Annotated in this window: 21 protein-coding genes and 3 pseudogenes; 2 read left to right on the forward strand and 22 right to left on the reverse strand. The window is 35.8% G+C overall.

All coding sequences use genetic code 11. The features are described from left to right. From buk to NSQ08_RS19500, 4 genes are all read right to left on the reverse strand, one after another. The gene (gene buk / locus NSQ08_RS19485; protein ID WP_002088555.1) at positions 1-1,104 is read right to left on the reverse strand and encodes a butyrate kinase; all 1,104 of its coding nucleotides are present in this window, start codon (positions 1,102-1,104) and stop codon (positions 1-3) included. Positions 1,105-1,191: 87 nt separating this feature from the next. Next, positions 1,192-2,292 carry a leucine dehydrogenase gene (locus tag NSQ08_RS19490; RefSeq protein WP_002015088.1) on the reverse strand — a complete coding sequence of 367 codons (1,101 nt, stop codon included), beginning with the start codon at positions 2,290-2,292 and terminating at the stop codon, positions 1,192-1,194. A 35-nt stretch (positions 2,293-2,327) separates the two neighbouring features. Beyond that, a complete protein-coding gene (gene yqiS, locus NSQ08_RS19495) occupies positions 2,328-3,227 on the reverse strand; it encodes a phosphate butyryltransferase (RefSeq protein ID WP_002033959.1) in 900 nt (299 codons plus the stop codon). A 195-nt stretch (positions 3,228-3,422) separates the two neighbouring features. Further along, positions 3,423-5,495 (reverse strand): sigma-54 interaction domain-containing protein, encoded by a 2,073-nt coding sequence (locus NSQ08_RS19500; RefSeq protein WP_002088558.1) that lies wholly within the window; start codon positions 5,493-5,495, stop codon positions 3,423-3,425. 137 nt (positions 5,496-5,632) lie between these two features. On the opposite strand from NSQ08_RS19500, the gene NSQ08_RS19505 reads away from it, so the two are divergent. After that, positions 5,633-5,866: a DUF2627 domain-containing protein gene (locus NSQ08_RS19505; protein ID WP_001190193.1), complete on the forward strand. Its 234-nt coding sequence runs from the start codon at positions 5,633-5,635 to the stop codon at positions 5,864-5,866. Positions 5,867-5,917: 51 nt separating this feature from the next. On the opposite strand, the gene NSQ08_RS19510 is transcribed toward NSQ08_RS19505, so the two are convergent. After that, positions 5,918-6,646: a glycerophosphodiester phosphodiesterase gene (locus tag NSQ08_RS19510; protein WP_002033957.1), complete on the reverse strand. Its 729-nt coding sequence runs from the start codon at positions 6,644-6,646 to the stop codon at positions 5,918-5,920. 50 nt (positions 6,647-6,696) lie between these two features. Between NSQ08_RS19510 and NSQ08_RS19515 the strand changes: the two genes are divergently transcribed. Beyond that, positions 6,697-6,843 carry a YycC family protein gene (locus tag NSQ08_RS19515; protein WP_001247671.1) on the forward strand — a complete coding sequence of 49 codons (147 nt, stop codon included), beginning with the start codon at positions 6,697-6,699 and terminating at the stop codon, positions 6,841-6,843. Between the two features lie 240 nt (positions 6,844-7,083). Here the strand turns inward: NSQ08_RS19515 and NSQ08_RS19520 are convergent, their stop codons facing one another. From NSQ08_RS19520 to dxs, 17 genes and pseudogenes are all read right to left on the reverse strand, one after another. Further along, the gene (locus NSQ08_RS19520) at positions 7,084-7,647 is read right to left on the reverse strand and encodes a PRK06770 family protein (protein WP_002033955.1); all 564 of its coding nucleotides are present in this window, start codon (positions 7,645-7,647) and stop codon (positions 7,084-7,086) included. Positions 7,648-7,944: 297 nt separating this feature from the next. Beyond that, positions 7,945-8,043 (reverse strand): annotated as a pseudogene (locus NSQ08_RS19525) (sporulation initiation factor Spo0A C-terminal domain-containing protein); the annotation flags it as partial. A 238-nt stretch (positions 8,044-8,281) separates the two neighbouring features. Continuing rightward, entirely contained in the window at positions 8,282-8,557 is a 276-nt protein-coding gene (locus NSQ08_RS19530) for a hypothetical protein (protein ID WP_340778122.1), read from the reverse strand. Between the two features lie 86 nt (positions 8,558-8,643). Continuing rightward, entirely contained in the window at positions 8,644-9,102 is a 459-nt protein-coding gene (locus NSQ08_RS19535) for an SMI1/KNR4 family protein (protein ID WP_012261693.1), read from the reverse strand. A 21-nt stretch (positions 9,103-9,123) separates the two neighbouring features. Beyond that, positions 9,124-9,550, reverse strand: a pseudogene (locus tag NSQ08_RS19540) (hypothetical protein); the annotation flags it as partial. Positions 9,551-9,552: 2 nt separating this feature from the next. After that, positions 9,553-9,828 (reverse strand): annotated as a pseudogene (locus NSQ08_RS19545) (SMI1/KNR4 family protein); the annotation flags it as partial. Positions 9,829-9,846: 18 nt separating this feature from the next. After that, positions 9,847-10,299: a YrhA family protein gene (locus NSQ08_RS19550; protein ID WP_002033951.1), complete on the reverse strand. Its 453-nt coding sequence runs from the start codon at positions 10,297-10,299 to the stop codon at positions 9,847-9,849. Between the two features lie 204 nt (positions 10,300-10,503). Beyond that, positions 10,504-10,977 (reverse strand): SMI1/KNR4 family protein, encoded by a 474-nt coding sequence (locus NSQ08_RS19555; RefSeq protein WP_012261694.1) that lies wholly within the window; start codon positions 10,975-10,977, stop codon positions 10,504-10,506. A 23-nt stretch (positions 10,978-11,000) separates the two neighbouring features. Beyond that, positions 11,001-12,224, reverse strand: coding sequence for a WXG100 family type VII secretion target (locus tag NSQ08_RS19560; RefSeq protein ID WP_340778129.1), 1,224 nt, complete (start codon positions 12,222-12,224; stop codon positions 11,001-11,003). A gap of 164 nt (positions 12,225-12,388) precedes the next feature. After that, entirely contained in the window at positions 12,389-13,066 is a 678-nt protein-coding gene (locus tag NSQ08_RS19565) for a hypothetical protein (RefSeq protein WP_012261695.1), read from the reverse strand. 293 nt (positions 13,067-13,359) lie between these two features. Continuing rightward, positions 13,360-13,665 carry a site-specific integrase gene (locus tag NSQ08_RS19570; protein ID WP_050426675.1) on the reverse strand — a complete coding sequence of 102 codons (306 nt, stop codon included), beginning with the start codon at positions 13,663-13,665 and terminating at the stop codon, positions 13,360-13,362. Between the two features lie 153 nt (positions 13,666-13,818). Continuing rightward, positions 13,819-14,613, reverse strand: a complete 795-nt coding sequence (gene spo0A, locus NSQ08_RS19575) for a sporulation transcription factor Spo0A (RefSeq protein ID WP_002015081.1) — start codon at positions 14,611-14,613, stop codon at positions 13,819-13,821. Positions 14,614-14,899: 286 nt separating this feature from the next. Beyond that, entirely contained in the window at positions 14,900-16,192 is a 1,293-nt protein-coding gene (gene spoIVB / locus NSQ08_RS19580; protein ID WP_002015079.1) for a SpoIVB peptidase, read from the reverse strand. 119 nt (positions 16,193-16,311) lie between these two features. After that, positions 16,312-18,051, reverse strand: a complete 1,740-nt coding sequence (gene recN, locus NSQ08_RS19585) for a DNA repair protein RecN (protein ID WP_002088564.1) — start codon at positions 18,049-18,051, stop codon at positions 16,312-16,314. A 270-nt stretch (positions 18,052-18,321) separates the two neighbouring features. After that, a complete protein-coding gene (gene argR, locus NSQ08_RS19590) occupies positions 18,322-18,771 on the reverse strand; it encodes an arginine repressor ArgR (protein ID WP_002015076.1) in 450 nt (149 codons plus the stop codon). A 142-nt stretch (positions 18,772-18,913) separates the two neighbouring features. Continuing rightward, a complete protein-coding gene (locus tag NSQ08_RS19595) occupies positions 18,914-19,753 on the reverse strand; it encodes a TlyA family RNA methyltransferase (RefSeq protein WP_002015074.1) in 840 nt (279 codons plus the stop codon). 3 nt (positions 19,754-19,756) lie between these two features. Next, positions 19,757-21,649, reverse strand: coding sequence for a 1-deoxy-D-xylulose-5-phosphate synthase (gene dxs / locus NSQ08_RS19600; RefSeq protein ID WP_002143098.1), 1,893 nt, complete (start codon positions 21,647-21,649; stop codon positions 19,757-19,759). Positions 21,650-21,742 lie beyond the last annotated feature (93 nt).

A 21,742-nucleotide genomic window follows, 5' to 3' on the forward strand; every position in this document is an offset into this window, starting at 1 on the left:
TCAACCCCTAGCTACTGTTTGTTTTTCTCGTACAATATATTCTTTTGGAGCTTCTTCTTCACGTAATACACGAAGTGCTCCTTCTGCTAACGCTTGTAATTCATCTTCTCCTGGATGTACGATAACATCTGCAATCCAGTGAACACGTTCTTTTATTTCATCGACAAGAATTTTACTGTACGCAAGTCCACCAGTTAATACGATTGCATCGATTTTCCCGTGAAGTACAGCACTAGCTCCGCCAATCTCTTTTGCAACTTGATACGCCATTGCTTTATAAATAAGAGTTGCTTCAGGATCACCTTTTTCAACCATTTGTTCTACTTTAATTGCATCGTTTGTACCGATAAGACTTACAAGTCCACCTTGTCCGACAAGTTTTTTAACCATTTCGTCTCGGTAATACTCACCAGAAAAACACATTTCAACTAATTGTCCTACTGGTACTGTACCAGCACGCTCTGGACTAAATGGTCCTTCTCCGTTTAAGCCATTATTCACATCGATAACTTTTCCTTTTTTATGAGCACCAACTGTAATACCGCCGCCCATATGTGTAACTAATAAATTTAAATCCTCATATTTGTGATTTAATTCATCTGCTACTTTACGAGCAACCGCTTTTTGGTTTAATGCATGGAAGATACTTTTGCGTTCCATACCAGCAATACCACTTATACGAGCAATTGGCTCCATCTCATCTACAACGACAGGATCCACAATGAATGCAGGAATGTTTAATCCAGAAGCAATTTCATATGCTAAAATGCCTCCAAGGTTTGAAGCGTGATGACCACTAAACCCATTTTTTAAATCTTCTAACATCGCATCGTTTACTGTATACGTACCGCCTTCGATTGGACGAAGTAATCCACCACGCCCACAAACAGCGTTTAATTTTGAAATGTTAATACCATGAGAATGTAGAACTTCTAAAATCGTTTCTTTACGAAACTCATATTGGTCGATAATTCGCTTATATTTTCCAATCTGTTCTACGTCATGACGAATAGTTTCTTCTAGAACGGGTCTTTCATTATCAAAAACACCAATCTTTGTGGATGTACTACCTGGGTTAATAACAAGAATTCGATTTACAGACAATGTTGCTACCTCCACTAATAAATTTAAAAGGAAGTGGAAACCTCATAAGAGGTAACCACACCTTTTGTAAAAGTTATATATGAATGATTAGCGACGGCTAATAATGTCGTGACCGTTGCGTAAGTATGTGCTACGAGAGTTTTTCAAGCTTGCAATGCGCTCTTCAGCTAGGCGATCTGCTGCTACATAAGTTGCTATGCCATCGCGTTTTGAAATTTCGATTACTTTTGCAATTGTGTCATAAATAGACTCAACACGTTTTAATGCACGTTCTCTATTGTATCCATATAATTCGTCTGCTACGTTAATTACGCCACCTGCATTAATAACATAGTCTGGTGCGTATACAATACCCATTTCATGAATAAGGTCGCCGTGACGATCTTCTTTTAATTGGTTATTTGCAGAACCAGCGATTACTTTTGCTTTAAGTTGTGGAATAGTTTCATCATTAACTGTTGCGCCTAATGCACATGGTGCGTAAATATCACATTCAACACCGTAAATTTCATTTGGCTCAACTGCTGTTGCACCGAATTCTTCTACTGCACGTTGTACAGCTTCTTTATTAATATCTGTAACGATTAATTTTGCTCCTTCAGCGTGTAAATGTTTGCATAGGTGATACGCTACGTTACCAACACCTTGAATAGAAATTACTCTTCCTTCTAGGTTATCTGTACCAAATGCTTCTTTTGCAGCTGCTTTCATACCACGGTAAACACCGTATGCAGTTACTGGAGATGGGTTACCAGAAGAACCGAATGATGGTGAAATCCCTGTTACAAAATCAGTTTCCTCATGGATAATATCCATATCATCTACTGTTGTACCAACATCTTCAGCTGTAATGTAACGTCCGTTTAGTCCTTGAATGTAGCGTCCTAATGCACGGAACATCGCTTCGCTTTTATCTTTACGTGGATCACCGATAATTACTGTTTTTGCACCACCTAAATTTAAACCAGCTGCTGCATTTTTGTATGTCATCCCTTTTGCAAGACGCAATGCATCTTCAATCGCCGCTTCTTCAGAATCATATGTCCACATTCTTGTTCCACCAAGAGCTGGTCCAAGTGTTGTATCATGGATTGCAATGATTGCTTTTAAACCAGATTCTTTATCTTGACAAAATACCACTTGCTCATAATCATATTTTTCTAAGTATTCGAAGATTTCTAATGTCATTGTCGTTTCCCCCTAATTGTTTTACCCTATTTGGTTTATTTTGAAGCAGTCGCAACTGCCAATGCTAATGAATATACTTTTGTTTCTGCTGAATCAGCACGTGATGTTAAAACAATCGGTGCTTTAGCGCCAGCAATCATCGCTCCTACCTTTGCATTTGCAAAATAGACGAGTGATTTATATAGCACATTTCCAGCTTCAATCGTTGGGACGAGTAAAATGTCTGCCTTACCTGCTACATCACTTACTATGCCTTTATGTTCTGCTGCAATTTGTGATACTGCATTATCTAAAGCAAGTGGTCCATCAACGACACAATTTTTAATTTGTCCGCGGCGATTCATTTGAGTTAACATCGCTGCATCAATTGTCGCTTGCATCGCAGGATTAACAACCTCTACCGCTGCAATTGGCGCTACCTTTGGCAAATCAATTCCTATTGCCTGGGCAACTTCTACAGTATTTTGTATAATAGCAGCTTTTTGTGTTACATCAGGTGCAATGTTCATCGCTGCGTCTGTAACAAAAATAAGACGATCGTAATTTGGAACTTCAAACGCTGCAACATGTGAAAGCACGCTGCCCTTACGAAGTCCCCACTCTTTATTTAATACAGCTTTCAAAATATTTGCTGTTGGGATGTTCCCCTTCATTAGCACATCTGCTTCGCCATTGCTTACAGATTTAACAGAAAGTTCTGCAGCCTCAGCACTTGACGCTGCTGCAATCACTTCAATATGTTCTGAAGTTTGTAGCCCATGCTCTTGTAGCATCCCTATTATTTTCTCTTGATTTCCATATAGACGAAATTGAGCTAGCTGTAACTTGATTGCTTTCGCTACAGCTTCAATTACTTCATGATCTTCAGCTACTGCTACAGCCACAGTTTTTTTAGGCTGTCCTGCTGCTTGATCAATTAAGTGTTCTAACTTCATATTTTGTAATCAACCCTTTCCGTCGTCCCTCGTCTATTCATTAAGCAAATACCGTGCCAACTTTCAAAAGTGGTCTTACCAATAATGAAAACGCATTCAAAATGCAGTGAAATCAATACTTTGGAAAACAACGAAATATTCTGTCTCGTTTTGTCGCTTTTTGTATACCACGCAATAAATTGCACGGTACGCAATTTATTGCGTGCTATTTTTTGCACACTCATACTTTTCTAGCTTGTAATATAAGTTTCGAACTGAAATTCCTAACGCTTTTGCAGTCTTCGTTTTGTTCCCATCACATTTCTCTAAATATTCACGGATAATATTCCCCTCAAATTCTGTCACTAGGTGTTCAAGGGCCTTCTCTTCTAATTCAGGTAATAAATTATTTTGTTTCGTCTCTACTTGTTCTTCTTTATGTAAAGGCGGTAAATGATGTACATCAATATATATTTCGTTATAATTCATAAAGATAATAGCTCGTCCTAAAATATTTTCAAGTTCCCTAACATTCCCTGGCCATTCATATGATTGTAAATACGAAACGGCTGAATCGGTGAGTCCTTCTACATTACGACCATAATCTTGATTAATTTTTTGAATTAACCTTTCTGCAATCGCTGGTATATCTCCTTTACGCTGACGAAGGGAAGGAATTTGAATCGGGATTTTATTTAAACGATAATACAAGTCCTCTCTGAACTCTCCTTCTAGAATGCCCTTTTCTAAATTCACATGTGTTGCTGCAATTACCCGGACATTAATAGGTATCGCTTTCGTTCCCCCTACTTTCACAATTTCTTTTTCTTGTAGCACACGAAGGAGCTTCGCTTGCGTATTTGCAGATAACTCTCCGATTTCATCTAAAAAAACACTTCCATTATTCGCTTCTTCAAAGAATCCTCGTTTCCCGCCTCTTTTCGCTCCAGAAAACGCGCCTTCCTCATAACCGAATAATTCACTTTCTAATAAGGTCTCAGAAATAGCAGCACAGTTTACTCGTACAAACTTATTGTATTTTCGATTACTACTGTTATGAATAGCATGTGCAAATAACTCTTTCCCCGTACCAGATTCCCCTCTAAGCAATACTGTTGCCGGTGTATTCGCTCCAAGTTTTGCTTGTTCAATAGCTGCCGTCGTTTCATCTGAATCACCAACAATATCATCAAATGAATATTTTGCTTCTAACGTTCGAATAATTTGTCTTGCCCTATTCAATTCATTTGTTAACTTTTGAATTTCTGATACATCGCGAATTACCCCGACGCTCCCTTTCAATATTCCATCGACAATAACCGGTGCTACGTTTACAATTACATCTCGCTTTTTTTGCCCAATCTTCATATGTATTCCTCGTACCGCTCGGCGCGTCCGAAGTACTTTCATATGCATACTTTCACCTTCCACAATATCAGTTGTAGCCGGCTTCCCAATAATTTCTTCTTCAGTCAAACCCGTTAACTTCGTATAAGCAGGGTTTATAACTAGTCCTCTTCCTTTCTCATCAACAACCGAAATTGCTTCCTCAGATGAGTTAATAATCGCCTCAAGTAGCGTTTGAATTTCTTTTAAGTCTGTAACTTCTTCCGCTAAATCTACAACTTCTGTAATGTCTTTAAAAATCGCAAATGCCCCTTGAACCTCTCCACCTTCTTTTAATATCGGAATACGCGTTGTAATAATCTTTTTTTCATTCTCTAACGTCAGTTCATGATTCACTTCTATTTTTTTCGTGCGTATAATACGAAGCAACTTACTCGTTGGAATAACTTCTAAAATATATTTCCCTATTGCTTCCTCTTTTTTATATCCAGTAATACGCTCTGCGCTTTTATTAAACAGACGAACTTGTCCCTCTTGGTCTATAACAATCATACCGTCATGCGTTGAATTTAAAATTAAATTCCCTTGTTGCGTCTGTTCTTCTAGCTTTCCAATTAAGCTTTCCTTCTCATGCGCTAGTCTCGTAACAATTTTTGCAATATCCCCTGGTATAAGAAGGGTGTCTTTATGCTTGCTTCCCAATAAAACTTTATGTAAATCATAATCACCTGTCATATCAAACATTACATCAATATGCATAGAAAGAAACGGAGTTACACTATCACCAATCGGAGTCCCATATTCCTTTGCGATTTGTAATCCTTTCGCAATTGGATTACTATCAATAACTCCTATAATTTGAAATATATTCGAATTTTGCAACAGACTCAGCAGTGTACTCCCACCTTCACCTGCTCCAACAATTAACACATTTTGTTTCATACATTACACTTCCTCTCGAAGTATCTCTGCAAAATTTTTCACATTCTTATCTTACTCGTTCAGCAACCTCTTGACAAACCCCCATTCCATATAACATCATTAAAATACACAAAATAATCTGAAAAGGAGCGTTATGTATGCAGCGTTACCTCGCTCTATTATTAGCACTCATCCCCATTTCATTAGCCGTGCTTGGTATTAAACTGATGAGAGATACTGTATTTGGGATTTTGTTCTCCCCAATCCCTATATTATGGTTACAATTTTTAATCGGCGCTCTTTGCTTCGCACTCGGGTTTTATATCTTCGGCGGCTTCGTCTTACACAGAGATCGTAAGAGAAATAAAGTACAAGCACGCTTCAGAAGATAAAACAAAGTTTTCACATATCATAAATAAAAAATGAGACCATTATATTAGGTCTCATTTTTTTATCGGTAATAAAGTTCTTGCTGTTTCAGGATAATCAGTAATAATCGCTGATATATTCATATCAAAATATTTACGCATAAGCGTTTCTTCATTTATCGTGTAAGGACGAACCTCCACACCACTTCCCATCGTTAATTCAGCGATAGCATCTTGAAGATAACGATAATTCGGATGTACTGCAGTAGCACCCATCTTTTTTGCATATGCCCACGGGCTATGCAAACCTTCACGATACAAAATAGCTGTTTGAATATCAGGAGCCATCATATGACATCGCTTCATACTGTAGTGATTAAAAGAAGAAAACACAATCCGATCCTCTAGACTAAACTTACGTACAAGTGTTATAACCTCTTCTTCTAAACCTCTGTATGGGATTTTATTATTTTTCAGTTCAATATTGAGTAGCAATTTCGTTTTTGCGAGCCATTCTAACACCTCTTCTAGAAGAGGTATTTTGCAAAAACCTACTTTGTCACCGAATTTATAACTCGCATCCAACTTACATAAATCCTCATATAAATAATTTCGAACCGCACCTTTTCCATTTGTTGTCCGATCCACCGTTTCATCATGAATAACAACAACTTTTCCATCTTTCGTGAATTGAACATCGAGTTCAATTCCGTCTGCCCCGAAAGCCTCCGCCGCTTCAAATGAAATCATTGTATTTTCCGGATACGTTCCCGCCGCACCACGATGCGCAAATATAAGAGTCATCCTCACTCCCCCAATCTTATGCTATACTATACGAAAAAGGAGGTACTTCTATGAGACCATTACAAATTTCTCCAGACACTGCAGTCCGCCTATCAAAAGCGTTAGGTGTTCCACTTGAACAACTTATGCATATGCCACAGCATATTTTAATACAAAAGTTAGTTGAATTAGAAAAACAAAATAAAGACGAAGAATAATATAGTCCTGTTTTGCAGGGCTTTTTATTATCATCTATTATATCATGGATGACTTCCCCACTAAAATCCTTTAACAGATGTACTACGATGCGATTTAGCCTTCACTTCATCATTTAATAATGAATTATATATCTTCTTTTTTGTTACAATTCATAAAGAAAGCAGAATATTTATTCACAAGTCACCATTGCCCCCTTAAAGCAAGGTAATAAAAAAACTAGAAGCCCTTCATATTATTTTTTATTGAACGTGCGGAGTATCCCCTGATTCGTATAGTTCTTTCGCTTTTTCCTCCCCGAATGTAGTTAAAATATAATGTTGCTCTTCTACCGCATCCATCGCTCTAGTGGCTTTACAAACATTACCCTCTTGAGCATCCGAGAAAAAATTGTGATCTTCTACAATTTTACTAAAATCTTTTTTCGCCCATCTATCAGCAATTGCTACAAGCTCATTTTTCTTCGCAAAACTACTCTTATTTATGATTTTTTTTAATTTTTCAGCGTTATTTTGAATCATTGGGATGGATCCCGATTTTCGTTCTGCCACTACTTTTTGATGAGTCATGTGATACATCGCTGTAATGACTTCGCTTTCAGTAGAATTTTCAGTAACATACACATCAACAAAGACTCCATCTACCTCTCTACCTACTATCGTTGGGTCTTCTTTTTTATCTATTTGAGCACTCACTTCTTTATCTACTGGATTATCGGCAAGCTCTAACATTCCAAATGTAACTGCAACAGCAAGAACTCCCATAGCTGCTACTATTCCTAGCCAAGTTAATATTTTGTTTTTCATTTCCCTTCTCCCTCTGTATACCTATTTAATTACCTTAAAAAACTCACTTATATGTAATATTACTAAAAACAGGTTTTATTTTCCATAATATCAAACAACCCTTTTTATCTACCCAAATAATTTTGATAAAATCGATATCACTTCTCCCTCTTTTTCTCAACAAAATAAAAAGACCAACGAATTCTAAAATTCATTGGTCATTAAATAAAAGTTTATTGGTTTTAAAATTGATATCGAGTATAAATTTCAAGAATTATTAAGCTCTACTAAAACTTAAATCCCTTACTACTCTTCCTCTCAGCTAGCCTTATGTTCAAGTCTTAGCTTATCCGCAACCATTGCGATGAACTCAGAATTCGTAGGTTTTGCTTTTGACATGGATACAGTATAACCAAAAGCTTTAAACGTTGATATGTATACGTTTCTAACATTTTCTTTTCGTCCAATAAATACGCTAAATTTCACGCCCTTTATTGGTTTAGTTTTTCCTAATTCATTGGTAACATTACGTTACTAATGTGTATAAGAATATGATACATAACCACAGGGGCAAACGTCAATAAAATTAAATGACATTCGTGTACTATTATTCATTTCATCAACTATCTGGTACGACTTTATCTCAAAATATAAATCAATGTATAGATGATTGACGATTCTTAATCATTTCTAATGGAACTTGAACACTCCCATAAGATACGCCACAAGTGAGAATATGTCCTATCATACTCATTATAGCTTCATGCTTTTCTTTTTCGGTTCTAAACTTATTATTCAGTATCGTATCTATCATTTCTTCACATTGTTTATATTTCATCATTGCTTCAGCTTGAATCAGTTCAAAAATTTCTTTTTCATTCCCTTCATAATCGTTTAATATTTTTAGCATTTCTGAAATCTCTACGTCCATGTTACTAACTCCTGTCAGTTATTTTAGAACTTTGCTAAAGACTTACACGTTCAACTCTGAAACTCAGGTGTTCATTGATTCTTTCATTAGATATAATAGTCAGGATTTTCGCCCATTTTAATTAAAAATTCTTCTAAAGAATCCGCTATTTTCTCATCTTCAGAGTAAATAGGGCATTGACCTAATTCATTCGCTTGCTTAAATTTAATTGTTAAAAAGCTAAGTTCTGTCACTTCAAAAAACACTAATGATTCTTCATCGTCTACACCATCTATATTAGGGTTATATTCATAGATATCTTGTCTCAAACGAAAATCCACAACAGAAAAGGGGTCCATAAATCTGTTAAAAAAGAACTTACTTGATGCCTCTAAAAAACCATAACCAATTTCTTTATAAAAATTTTTCAATTCTTTAGGGAATTTCATTTTTAATAAATCTTCTGCTTCCTCTATCTCTTCACTTTTTAAAGGATAGAAAATAGGTGTTTGGTCAGATTTTATACTTTCATCAGCTACAACACAATTTTTCAAAAAATCAAACATAACTTTTACTACCTCCGTTAATTACTTTTTAAAAATTTCTCTTGAAATACTTTCCTTAGCATGTATACCACCTTGATGTTCATCAGGGTATTTAGCTGGGTGCATATTCCACCATTCATGTTCTCCACCATGTGCATTTTCAATAAGGTGATGTGCATCAAATGGCTTATCAATTCTCCGTGTTACTTTACCTCTTTTCGAAATAACTTCCTCAGCATATGTAGGCCATGTTTGGTTTGTTTCTTTTTCCCACTCAGCTATCAGCTTATTTTTTTCAGAACGGAACTCGTTCCTTCTTGTATCTACTTCTTCTTTGCTTAATCGTTCATAACCATTATTTTTCCAAATGTTCTTGTAGTAATTCCCTCTGGTTTTCAGGAATCTTTCTATTTGTTATTTCTTCTACTTGGCCAAGATATTCTTGAAATCTAGGTGTATTTAAATTACCAGATCTAGGTTTGGATTATATTCATAAATATCTTGCCTTAAACGGAAATCTGCAACTGAAATCGGGTCCATAAATCTATTGAAAAAAGTTCTTTTGTCAGACTCTAAAAAACCGCAACCAATTTCTTGATAAAAACATTTTAATTCTTTCGGAAGTTCCATTTGTAATAAGCTTTCTGCCTCATCTATCTCATCTTGATATATAGGATAGAAAATAGGTTTTTGTTTAGAACGGACACTTCTGTCTGCTACAACATATTCTTTCAAAAAATTAAACATAATTTTTAATACCCCCTATTAAAGAAGGGCTGCTTTCAATGCTTCCTCAAGCATTGTGTTGCAATCATTATATGTATTCATCACTGTACCAGATGGTTTATCAAGTTCTAAATAAATACCATCAGATAAGTTTTTACAGAACCATGCTATATTTGAATCTCCAAGGAAAAGATACTCTTTTTGAAATTCATTTTCATACCAAATCTCATTGGTTTCTATAAGCCCGCAAATTGATTCGTCCCTTTCTGTATCTAACAAATAAGAGTCAACTCCATAAAGTACTAGCCCGCTAAAATCTAATCCATTTACAGTTTTAAGAAACTCCTCATATTCACTCGGTAAGTCAACATTAAAATTCTCTTTCACACGTTCTCTTAATTTACCAATTTCAGTATCCGTTGCGGGTGTATTCAGTTTATCATTAAAACTTCTCTCTACCTTTTCAATTTCTAAAATCAGATTTTTCCACATATAAAAACCTCTTTCTAAATTTATTTATTCTCCTTTAGGATAGATGTTGTATTTTGGTATAGGCCAGCTTATGTCTGCACTATCTCCATCTTGTAAGTGTCTAGTTCATGTACATTAAAAAAGCTTATGCAAGTTATACATAAGCTTTTTATTCATGATTAGATATTTTTCAAATCCTACGCCTTAAAGTAAGTCTTAAAAAGATTAAATATAATAGTCAGGATTTTCATTCATTTTAATTAAAAATCCCTCTAACGAATCCGCTATCTTTGTTGAACCATAATATATAGGACATTGACCTAATTCATTTGCCTGCTTAAATTTTAACGTTAAAAAGCTTGATTCATTAATTTCAAAGAAAGCTAATGATTCTTCATCATCAATATAATCATATCTAGGGTTTTCTTCATACACATCTTGTCTAAGTCTTAAATCCGCAACGGATTCAGGGTCCATTAGACGGTTAACAAAGTACTCAGAATTACTTTTCACAAAACCACTACCGACATTTTTATAAAAATATCTTAGTTCCTTTGGGAATTTAAATCCTATCATTCCTTCAGCCTCTTGTATTTCATCATCATATATTTTAAAAAATACGGTTTCATATTTATCTAAAACTTGTTCTGCCTCAGTTCTATCAAATGATACCTTTTCCAAATTTGTGAAATTAAACATAAATATTACCCTCCATATAAGTGTTATCTTTTGAAAATCTCTTTAGCGATTTTTTCTTTTCCATGTATTCCACCTTGATGTTCATCAGGGTATTTAGCTGGATGTAGATTCCACCATTCATGTGCACCGTTATATGTACTTTCTATAATGTGATGTGCATCATAATTAGCGGTTTTTTTACGTAAAGGCAAACCTTTCTTTGAATACACAACTTCTTCATAAGTAGGCCATTTTTGGCCAGTCTTAAGTTCCCAATCCTTAATTAAGTTAGTGCGTAATTTATCAAATTCTGCCCGTCTTTGTGCAGTCTCTTCTTTACTTAATTTACTATAAGCATTATCTTCTAAAGCTTCCTGTAGTAATTCCCTCTGATTTTCAGGAATCTTTCTATTTGTTATTTCTTCTACTTGGCCAAGATATTCTTGGAATCTAGGTGTATTTAAATTACCAGGGTCAGCAAACATAAATGTATTACGTGCTTCTTCTAAAGAATTAAAAGAAGTTTTCGGAATATCTCTAAACTCACCAACGCCAGCATATGCAAAGCGGTCTCCCGTTTGCAATTTATTTGTATAATGCGAGATACCTTCTGATACCTTTGCTAAATTCGTACCCTTTGCAAGTGTAGTGACTTTGCTTATTCCTTTATCACCAATAAGTCCTAAACCAACTTGAGTTAAAGCATAACTTCCCCATTTTGCACGACTTTCTGCGTCACCATTTATTACATCTTTAATAAATGAATCCGACAATACATTATACATGGTACTAAGTGTATCAATAGGATGCAAGGCTGCGTTCCCCATATTTTGCCACGTTCCCCATTTACCAAGTGCCTTAAATCCTTCTATAGTATCTTCAATGGCTTCCCCTGCACCTTCTACAATACCATCCCGAATTTTTTCGAAAGTAGATTTTTCAGGTAACTTACCACACATTGCCCCTTCTTCTATGTTTCCATCAACTAGATTACCATCATAACGTTCATCAGCATTACGAAACTTTTCAGCAGCGTGCATTAGTTCTTCTGCAATCTTATCAAATTCCCGAAACACATTAAACATTTGAGGTTTTATTTCATTAAACATCTGATAAAACCTTTGACTCGTTGCACCATTCCACATTGAAGCTACGTATTCCGTTTGGTTATATAAATCTTTATGTATCTGTTCTAATCTATTTTTAGTTTCAAGAACTAGCTTTGCTGACTGTTCTAGCCGTTCTGGCGTAACCTTTATTTGCGTCATGCTACCCCTTCTCCATACAATATTTTACAAACGAATTATATCACGTGAAACTATTTTACTGTACTAAATATTCGGATTTTCTAGTAAAAAATTTAATCCATTCCTTTTAAAGAAGTTGAAATGAAGCTGTCTGCTATATAAAGCAAATAAATACGAGAACCCTATCAAAATATAAATTCACTTAACTTCCTCTTTGCTGAATCAAGTATCCGTCTCACTCTTTCAGGATGATTTATCCCATGTAAACACCCTAAGTCTCTATATGATAAATGGGGACTTTCTATATACGTTGTTATTAACTCCTCTTCAATATCATTACAATACTGTTCGATTAATAGTTTAATTTCTACATCGTCCTCAATTCGAAACGGCGAATCAATTTTTTCTAAGTCTTCAACAAGGTCAATGTTTTGATGATTTACTTTCCTTTTATCTGTCCTTAAATTTGATTTTACTAAGTTGTAGCCCGTACACTCCAACGATTTTCTGACTTTTTCATATAAGTAATACTCATCGTTCCATGAATGTTCTCGACACACATGCCATAACTTCTCCCAAAATACACTTTCAAAATCATCTCGATAAATCCGCTTATTTTTCCATGCATTTTCAAATTTATTGAGAGTTGTTTGAATGAACCATCCTATTAAATAATCATTAAAAATGATATGGAAGGCATCCTCTCCTTCTTCCAATCGAAGTAAAGCATACTTATTCCATGTCTTTTCTACTGCAAGCACCTGCTTTACTTTTTTATCATCATAAATTTGCTTTATTCGTTCTAGCTTATCTTCCTGCTGTATTTGAATGTGTGTTTTCTTTTCTCTTTTGTATAATTTCATGTTGCCGTCCCTCACTGATTTTATAATTTTAAAAGTTTACTGTGACAAAATCATAAAAAATGTTGTATTTATGAATGTCTAAGAGGAGAAAGGAACTACCTCTTCCCTTTCTATTGGTCTCTACACACATAAAACGTGACACTAAACCTTAAAAAATCATTATTTATATGGACGGACGGCACTGAAATAAAAAAAGACAACGAACAATGTCCTCGTCTTTTTACCTTCCTCTATTCTGTTCTTCTAATTCTAACCAACATTTTATAAATTCTCTTAGCTTATTTGAAAATGCATCAATTGTTAGCAATCGTTGTATCGCTTAGTGGCTTTTTGTAATCCGTCCGATTATGCGGGCGATTAATATCATTAGCTATTGTTTTAGCAGCCACAGTGCACTTTCCACGTTCCTTTAAATACTTAATATACTGCCGAATGTGTACGGCCTTTACCTTCCCCGCTTCCTCCACTTGATACGTCTCTCTCATGTACAATAAAAATAAATTTAGCGTCTGGTCATAGCTTTTCAGCGTTTTAGTCGATAAGTTTTTACTTGAACAATACAACATAAAATTATCTAGCTGTAATTCAAATTCAGTCAAAACAAAAAACACCGCCTCTCATTAGTTTGATTTACAAACCAATAAAAGACGGTGTTTATTAAAATGCATTAACATTATTTGTTGGTACGAAAAGAAGTTTGTTGGTAACTTTACATTACCGCTAAACAATCAAAAACACTATTATATCAACATTTACGAAGCCTTATGTTCAAGTCTTAGCTTATCCGCAACCATTGCGATGAACTCGGAATTCGTAGGTTTTGCTTTTGACATGGATACAGTATAACCAAATAAGGACGAAATAGAATCAATATTCCCACGGCTCCAAGCTACTTCAATTGCGTGACGGATTGCGCGCTCGACACGGCTTGCTGTTGTATTATATTTCTTTGCAATATCTGGATATAATACTTTCGTAATAGATCCTAGTAATTCGATATCATTGTACACCATAGAGATTGCTTCTCGTAAGTACATGTACCCTTTAATATGAGCGGGTACACCAATTTCATGAATGATACTTGTAATACTCGCATCTAAGTTTTTCGGTTTTCCATCTATCGTTGTTGCTGATCGGAAAGATGGTAATGGACGTTTAATAGTAGCACTTTCCTTACCACTAACTTGACGAATATGACTTGTTAAATTCTCCATATCAAATGGTTTTAATATGAAATATGATGCCCCTAAATCAACCGCTTTTTTCGTCACATCTTCTTGTCCGAATGCTGTCAACATAATAACGCTAGGTTGTCTTAACCTTTCAATATGTCGCATTTTCTCTAGCACAGCTAGACCATCTAAATGTGGCATAATAATGTCTAAAACGAGTATATCAGGCTGCTTTTCTTTCAATAAGTTTAAACATTCTTGACCATTGTAAGCAATTCCGATAACTTCCATATCATCTTGGGCAGCAACATAACTCTCTAGCATCGATACCAATTCTTTATTATCATCCACAAGACATACTTTAATTTTCTCCACAGTTTTTCCTCCCTTACCGAATCGATTCTTCCGACATGTGTAAGCTTCTAGGCTACATGAATTGTTCGACAATTGTGTGAAAATTCCCTTTAAAGTTTCTTACTTTCCGATAAAATCACAAAAAAATATGTTTATCGTTCATTTTTTTACTTTCGCAACACATTCCATCATAGAATTACAGCGAAACGTTCAACCCTTTGCTTATATCTTACAACAAAAAACAGCTCTTGCGGAGCTTTTACAAAATTTCAACGAATTTTTCAAAAGAAAAGCGAGCTAATATGTATTAGCTCGCTTTTTTCTCTTGATCATAAATATTAATTCCAGCCTCATGTAACATCCATTCAATATGAACACCGTATCCTGACGTTGGATCATTTACAAATACATGTGTAACCGCACCAATTACTTTCCCATTTTGTACAATCGGACTTCCACTCATTCCTTGTACAATACCACCCGTTTTTGCTAGTAAACGTTTATCTGTCACTTTTATAACCATACCTTTTGTAGCCGGGAACTTTTGTGGTACCGTACTAACAACTTCAATATCAAACGCTTCCACCTTATCTTGATCAATAACTGTTAATATTTTCGCTGGCCCTTCTTTTACTTGATGGGATAATGCGATAGGCATTGCTTTATCCATTATGCCGTTTGTCATATCTGTGTTTAATTTCCCAAAAATACCATACGGGCTATTTATTGTAATATTACCAATCACTTCACGATCCGGTGAAAATCTTGCTAATTTTTCTCCCGGGTTCCCGTGACTTCCTCTTTCAATAGACGTTACTGTCGAACGCATAATTTGTCCATCTTCTACTTGAATTGGCTTTTTTGTATCATTATCGGAAATTACATGACCAAGCGCTCCATATTTCATAGAATCTGGATGTACAAATGTCATCGTTCCGATACCAGCTGCTGAATCACGAATATACAGTCCAATTCGGTAAGAGGATTCACCATTGTCTTTTTGTGGTGTTAGCTTAGCACGAATATATTTTCCATCTCTTAATAAAACAAGATTAAGCGGTTCACCTGTTTCTCCACTATTATGAATAAATGGTGCTACATCACTCATTCTTTCAATTGTTTTACCATTGATTTCAGTAATCATATCTCCAATCTGTACACCAGCTGTTTCACCAGGAGATACTTTACCCTTTTCAGTTTGAATTAAATGATGGCCTACAACAAGTACACCTTTTGTGTTCAATTTTACACCAATCGATTGTCCACCTGGAATAACTTTAAAATCTTTTAATACTTTCACATTTACTTTTTTCACTGGAAATCCAGCAAGTTGAAACACCATATCAGCTTCACCATTTTGGTGAGAATTTACCATAAGTTCTTGTTCATTTGAACTTACAGTAAACACATTACGATTTGTAGATGCAGCCTTAAAAACTGGTAATGATGCTATTTCTGATTGTTGTCCTTCAAAAACAACAAGTTGCTTCGGAGATGAAATAAACGTTCGAAGCGGTTTAAAACATCCAATAAAAACTAGAGAAACAAGGAGACAAAGACCTATTATTTTTCGAAATCTTTCTAATTTCAATTTGTTCACTCTCCTCGCTCCTACCCCACATTCAGCCTCTTGGCTTCACTTTTTAATCTCTCCTTGCAGCGCTTTATTTATAACCGGAAGAATTAAGAAATCGTCATTTGAGAAAAAAAAGCTATCCATTACTGGATAGCCTCTGCTGTCTGTTTGAAATGATGCGCTTGCGTAAGTAACTCTTTCGCATGCTCTGTCGTTAAATCTGTAATTTCAACACCAGAAATCATTCGAGCAATTTCTGTTACTTTTTCATCCGTACTTAACACAGTAACCGATGTAATCGTACGATCATTCGCCACTTGTTTTCTAATAAATAAATGAGAGTCCGCCATTGAAGCTACTTGAGGTAAGTGCGTAATACAAAGTACTTGCGAGTTTACTGATACACGATAAATTTTTTCCGCAATAGCCTGTGCAACCCGACCACTCACACCCGTATCCACTTCATCAAAAATAACAGATGCAACACCTTGATGCTTAGAAAAAATGCTTTTTAAAGCTAAAATAATACGAGATAACTCTCCGCCAGAAGCGACCTTTGAAAGTGGCTTTAACGGTTCACCCGGATTCGTTGAAATATAAAATTCCACATGATCGTAGCCATCCGCCGTAAGTTTTACCGGTGTTCCTTCCACGAGAGGTTCTTCTACATTTCCTACCCTCTTCATAATTCTCACTTCAAATTTCGTTTTTTCCATATATAGTTCTTTTAATTCTTGATGAATAGCGCTTGTAAGATGATCTGCAAGCTCATGACGCATAGTACTTAACAACGTTGCTTCTTTTACAATAACACCTTCTAATTTCGTTAACTGCTTTCTCGTCGTTTCAATATGTACGTCTTTATTTTCAATCGTAAAAATTTCTTGTTCAATTTTATCAGCATACGCTAAAATCTCTTCTACAGTATTTCCATACTTTCTCTTTAACATACGGATTTCATTCAAACGTGTTTCAATTTCATCTAGACGTTTCGGATCATATTCCATCATATCTAATTTTTCTCTAAGCTGGTATGCAACTTCTTCTAATAAGTAATAACTATTCGCAATAGAATCATGATTTTCTTGATACGCTTCATCTAAGTGCGTAATACTCTCCATTTGTCCCATTGCATTTCTTACGTGATCCAATCCCTGTCCGTCTCCACTTAACGAACGATACGCATCTCCTAATGCTTTATAAATCTTTTCAAAATTGGAGATTTTTAATCGTTCCTCAGTCAATTCATATTCTTCATCCATTTTTAAATCCGCCTTACGAATTTCTTCATGTTGGAATTGAATTAAATCTAGACGATGGGCCATTTGTTGTTCATTTTCACTTAAAGATTTCAGCTGTTTTTTTAACTTCTCATAGTCTGTATATACATTTTGATATATGCCCAATTGTTTAACAATGCGATTTCCATCAAAATGATCAAGCATAAACATATGACGCTCTTCATTCATTAAATCTTGTGTTTCATGCTGTCCATGAATATCAACTAGCGTTTTTCCAATCTCTTTTAATATGCTGAGTGTAACAAGTTTCCCATTTACACGACAGACACTTTTTCCGTTCGCAGCGATGTCACGCTTCAAAATAATCATGCCATCTTCTATTTCTATATCTAACTCTTCTGCCTTTGCGATACATGGATGCTTGTCATCTTCTACATAGAATAAGCCTTCTATCTCAGCCTTTTCTGTTCCATATCGAACAAATTCTGCTGAACCACGGCCACCAACAAGCAAACTAATTGCATCAATAATAATGGATTTTCCAGCTCCTGTTTCACCACTTAAAACGGTTAAACCTTTTTGAAAAGAAATATTTAATGCCTCAATAATAGCAAAGTTTCTGATCGATAATTCCGATAACAATGCCCCATTCACCTCGTTATAAACTAATCCCCTATTAAGGGCTTTTCTCAGTATTCTTCATTCAAATAGTTATACTATATGTTTGTATGTATAAATTACTCTTCTAACCCGCTCCATTGTACCAAACATTCGTTTTACGGGTCAATCCACCTATTTTCTAACTTCATTCAAAAAAAATAATGTATTGTATTTGAAAATCCGTATTTTTCGCCAATAAAAATATCTTGTTTACTTTCCACTTTACAGAGGAAAGTAAACAAGATTTTTCTGTTAAAGCATATTTAAGAAACGATCAGAGACAACACCTGTATCTTCAGGTGTACGGCAAATAATTAAGCAAGTATCATCACCACAAATGGTTCCGACGATCTCATCCCACTCTAAATGATCAATGAGTGCCCCAAGTGAATGAGCGTTACCAGGCAATGTTTTTAGCACAAGCATATGTCCTGCCGTGTCTAATTTTACAAATGAATCCACTAGATTTCGTTTTAATTTTTGCAACGGATTAAATCGTTGATCTGCTGGCAAGCTATATTTATAGCGGCCATCATGTAATGGCACCTTCACTAAGTGCAGTTCTTTAATATCGCGCGATACTGTTGCTTGCGTTACATTAAACCCCACATTACGTAAAATATCAACTAGTTCATCTTGTGTTTCAATTTCTTTGTTAGCAATAATTTCCCTGATTTTAATATGGCGCTGACCTTTATTCATACATTTGCACCTCACACTATCTCTTACCATAGTTTAAACATTGGTATACTTCATTTATTTATGTTACCGTATAATCCATTACTTGTACACAATTGTTTTTACAATCATTATACGATTACAACAAAAAGAGGAACAACATATGTTATTCCCCTTTCCCTTTTTGTTTTAGAACATCATGTGCTTCTGTAACAACTTGCTCAATAGAAACCGGAGAATGATTTTCGCCATTCTCACGCTCACCGTGCCACTTTAGATGAATTAAAAATTCAATATTTCCATCCCCGCCTGTAATTGGTGAGAATGTTAAACCTTCGATATTATAGCCTTCCTTAAGAGCAAAATCGACAATCATTTCCACGACAGCTTCATGTACTTTTCTATCACGAACAATGCCTTTTTTCCCGACTTGTTCTCGTCCAGCTTCAAACTGAGGTTTAATCAATGCAGCTACATCACCATTTGGCATAAGCATTGTTTTTAAAACCGGCAATATAAGCCTTAATGATATAAATGAAACATCAATACTTGCAAACTGCGGTAAACCACGCTCTAAATCTGCCGGTGTCACGTAACGGAAGTTCGTTCGTTCCATCACAACAACACGCTCATCTTGACGCAATTTCCACGCAAGTTGATTATATCCTACATCTAATGCGTAGGATAACTTCGCCCCATTTTGAAGCGCACAGTCTGTAAAACCACCAGTTGATGAACCAATATCTATCATAACCTTATCTTGTAAATCAAGTTGAAATGTTTCTAATGCCTTTTCAAGCTTATAACCACCACGGCTTACATACGGCATGACTTGCCCTTTCACCGTAATCTCCGTATCTTGTGAGATTTTCTCCCCTGGCTTATCGAGTCTCATTTCATTCGCATATACAAGACCTGCCATAACAGCACGTTTAGCCTTCTCACGCGTTTCTATAAGTCCTCGCTCTACTAATAGTACATCTACTCTTTCTTTTTTTACGCTCATTTGTTACGCCCTTTTTTGTTTTGATGGAATCATTGTATGAATACGGTCTACAACAGCATCTGTTGTTAAACCAATTTCTTCTAACAGTTTTGTTACACTACCATGCTCTATGAAGCGATCAGGAATACCCATTCGTTCAATTAAAGCACTATGGTATCCGTTCTCAGAAGCAAATTCAACTACTCCCGTTCCAAAGCCACCGATTAAACAAGCCTCTTCAATCGTTAAAATCGGTATATTTTTCCCTAAAAGATCATGTAAATATGCTTCGTCCATCGGCTTAATAAAGCGAGCATTCACTACTTTCACTGATACTCCAGCTTGTTCAAGACGCTCAGCTGCTTCCATTGCCATCGGGATTGTCGTACCAAACGTTAAAATTGCTGCTTGTGTGCCTTCTTTTAACGTTTCCCATGTACCGATTGGAATCGCCTTTAATTCTTCATCCATTTGAACGCCAAGTCCATTTCCGCGTGCATAACGTAAAGCAATCGGTCCATCTTCGTATTGCATCGCTGTATATACTAAATGTTGACCTTCATTTTCATCTTTCGGCATCATAAGCACCATATTCGGCAAGTGACGTAAAAACGCGATGTCAAATACACCTTGATGCGTTTCACCGTCTGCTCCTACTAATCCAGAGCGATCTATTCCAATGAAAACATTTAAATTTTGGCGACAAATATCATGAACAACTTGGTCGTATGCTCTTTGTAAAAATGTTGAATAAATTGCTAAGAACGGCTTCATCCCTTGTGTTGCCATACCAGCTGCCATTGTTGTAGCATGCTGCTCTGCAATACCTACATCAATCATGCGATCCGGAAATTCTTTTTGGAATTTCTCAAGTTTCGATCCAACAGGCATTGCAGGCGTAATTGCAACGATACGTTCATCCGTTCTCGCTAGCTTAAGCACTGTTTCACTAACAACAGCACTCCATGCTGGTGCAACTTCTTTCGGTTTAACGAAGTCACCTGACTCAATTTTATACGATCCTGTTCCATGCCAAGTTCCAATAACGTCACTTTCAGCTGGTTTATAACCTTTTCCTTTTTTCGTAATAACATGAACAAGTACTGGGCCTTTTGTTTTCTTTGCATATTGCAACGTTTCGAATAACTTTTCATAATCATGCCCATCGACCGGACCTAAATATGTAAAGCCTAATTCTTCAAAAAAGACGCCTGATACTAGTAAATATTTTAGACTATCTTTTATTTTCTCTGCTGTCGCAGCAACTTTCCCGCCGACTGCTGGGATTTTCTTCAATATATACTCTAGTTCATCTTTTACCCAATGGTACTTCCCTGCGGTACGTAAACGACCAAGTACATTATGAAGTGCACCGACGTTTGGTGCAATTGACATTTCATTGTCATTCAAAATAACAATCATGTCCGTTTTTTCATGCCCAATGTGGTTCAATGCCTCTAAAGCCATTCCACCTGTTAATGCACCATCGCCAATGATTGGTATAACGTATTCTTCCGTTTTCTTTAAATCACGTGCTAGAGCCATTCCCATTGCAGCAGATAACGACGTTGAACTATGACCAGTTTCCCAAACATCATGCTCACTCTCGCAGCGTTTTGGAAAACCACATAGACCTTGGTATTGCCTTAATGTGCCGAATTCTTTCGCACGCCCTGTTAAAATTTTATGTACATAGGATTGATGTCCTACGTCCCATAAAAACTTATCTTTCGGACTATCAAATAATTTATGCAGAGCAATTGTGAGTTCTACTACACCTAAATTAGGTGCAATATGTCCACCTGTTTGAGAGAGCTCTTCAATTAAAAACTTACGAATATCCTCACTCAACCCCTCTAGTTCACTGATAGACATATCTTTCAAAAAACTAGGGTTTTGAATTTGCGTTAGATCCACATGGATCACTCACTTTCATTTCATAATCTGTCAACATGTCAAATATTATAAGAAACATTTACACAACACAAGAAATTATCTTTTCTATTCTTT

The sequence above is a fragment of the Bacillus sp. FSL E2-8887 genome (genome assembly GCF_038007205.1).
In the GTDB taxonomy this organism is placed as follows: domain Bacteria; phylum Bacillota; class Bacilli; order Bacillales; family Bacillaceae_G; genus Bacillus_A; species Bacillus_A mycoides.

Coding starts and splice junctions, on each gene's coding strand:
- NSQ08_RS19490 (WP_002015088.1), bottom strand. CDS start 2,292: ATGACATTAGAAATCTTCGAATACTTAGAAAAATATGATTATGAGCAA.
- yqiS (WP_002033959.1), bottom strand. CDS start 3,227: ATGAAGTTAGAACACTTAATTGATCAAGCAGCAGGACAGCCTAAAAAA.
- NSQ08_RS19500 (WP_002088558.1), bottom strand. CDS start 5,495: ATGAAACAAAATGTGTTAATTGTTGGAGCAGGTGAAGGTGGGAGTACA.
- NSQ08_RS19505 (WP_001190193.1), top strand. CDS start 5,633: ATGCAGCGTTACCTCGCTCTATTATTAGCACTCATCCCCATTTCATTA.
- NSQ08_RS19510 (WP_002033957.1), bottom strand. CDS start 6,646: ATGACTCTTATATTTGCGCATCGTGGTGCGGCGGGAACGTATCCGGAA.
- NSQ08_RS19515 (WP_001247671.1), top strand. CDS start 6,697: ATGAGACCATTACAAATTTCTCCAGACACTGCAGTCCGCCTATCAAAA.
- NSQ08_RS19520 (WP_002033955.1), bottom strand. CDS start 7,647: ATGAAAAACAAAATATTAACTTGGCTAGGAATAGTAGCAGCTATGGGA.
- NSQ08_RS19530 (WP_340778122.1), bottom strand. CDS start 8,557: ATGGACGTAGAGATTTCAGAAATGCTAAAAATATTAAACGATTATGAA.
- NSQ08_RS19535 (WP_012261693.1), bottom strand. CDS start 9,102: ATGTTTGATTTTTTGAAAAATTGTGTTGTAGCTGATGAAAGTATAAAA.
- NSQ08_RS19550 (WP_002033951.1), bottom strand. CDS start 10,299: ATGTGGAAAAATCTGATTTTAGAAATTGAAAAGGTAGAGAGAAGTTTT.
- NSQ08_RS19555 (WP_012261694.1), bottom strand. CDS start 10,977: ATGTTTAATTTCACAAATTTGGAAAAGGTATCATTTGATAGAACTGAG.
- NSQ08_RS19560 (WP_340778129.1), bottom strand. CDS start 12,224: ATGACGCAAATAAAGGTTACGCCAGAACGGCTAGAACAGTCAGCAAAG.
- NSQ08_RS19565 (WP_012261695.1), bottom strand. CDS start 13,066: ATGAAATTATACAAAAGAGAAAAGAAAACACACATTCAAATACAGCAG.
- argR (WP_002015076.1), bottom strand. CDS start 18,771: ATGAATAAAGGTCAGCGCCATATTAAAATCAGGGAAATTATTGCTAAC.
- NSQ08_RS19595 (WP_002015074.1), bottom strand. CDS start 19,753: ATGAGCGTAAAAAAAGAAAGAGTAGATGTACTATTAGTAGAGCGAGGA.